Raw genomic sequence first — 1288 nt, forward strand, 5'->3', positions numbered from 1 at the left:
GCTCATTAGTAAGTTGTTGGGTACAGGAGCACTGTAGCGAACCTTGCACCAACATAGAGTGATCACAATCACATTGATAAAATGTAATAAATCTACAATTTCAAATTAAAACGGTTTTGATCACATTATTCGGGAAAACTTATCATTTCGTTGCATAACAACAAGTCCGACGGCTCAGATTGCATTCACAAAACTTATAGTGCTCACAGAAACATAAAAACCCGAGACGAGAAACGCCTCGGGTTAAATATAGAGCAACTTTGAGAATAGCGTTATTGCACTTGTTTAGATTCAAAACGCAGAAGTCGTAGCGCATTGAGTGTCACTAACGCAGTCGCCCCACTGTCTGCCAAGACCGCAACCCAAAGCCCAGTGATACCCAATAAACTGGTGACTAAGAACACGCCTTTTAAGCCAAGCGCCAATGCCACGTTTTGACGAATGTTATTGAGCGTCGCACGTGATAATTCAATCATTGCTGGCAATTCAACCAAGCGGTTGTGCGTTAGTGCCGCATCAGCAGTTTCTAATGCGACGTCAGTACCTCCGCCCATCGCGATACCAATGCTAGAAGCTTTCATCGCAGGTGCGTCGTTAATACCATCACCAACCATCGCAACCGTGTGCTCAGTAGAAAGTTGTTCCACATAACGCACTTTATCGGCAGGCAACAAGCTCGCTTTGTAATCCAAACCAATTTGATGGGCTATCGCTTCTGCACTGCGTGGGTTGTCCCCCGTCAACATCACAGAACTCACACCCAACATTTTCAGCGTGGCGATTGCCTGTTGAGCATCTTGACGAAGAGTATCTTGCCACGCGAACACGCCAATAACTTCGTAATCGTGACGAACGATAACCACGGTTTTGCCTTGTTCTTCCAGTTCAATAACACGTTGTTCTACTTTCGAAGAAACAGGGAAGTCCGCTTTTGATGGCGCAATAACTTGCACTAATTTACCGTTCACCAAACCTGTTACACCAGAGCCGACTTGAGCAGTTTTATCACTTGCCTCAGGAATCGAAACGCCTTGTTCTTCAGCCCGCTTCACTAATGAAACCGCTAAAGGATGGCTTGAGCCCATCTCGATAGAAGCCGTTAAACTCAGTAGTGTTTCTTCTGTTACATCATAAGTCACCACGTCCGTTACTTGCGGTTTACCTTGTGTCAACGTGCCTGTTTTATCAAACGCGACCGACTCCACTTTGCCAAGCAACTCAAGCGCTGCCCCACCTTTGATCAATGCACCACGGCGTGCCGCAGCAGCCAGACCCGACGTAATCGCAG

General features: G+C 46.4%; 1 protein-coding gene. It reads right to left on the reverse strand.

Going from position 1 to position 1288, the window contains the following annotated elements; genetic code table 11:
* Positions 1 to 272 precede the first annotated feature (272 nt).
* Positions 273 to 1288, reverse strand: a 1016-nt coding sequence (locus tag R8269_RS24735) for an HAD-IC family P-type ATPase (RefSeq protein ID WP_318222845.1), incomplete at its 5' end; no start/stop codon positions are given.

It is taken from the genome of Vibrio sp. Vb0667, from assembly GCF_033391095.1.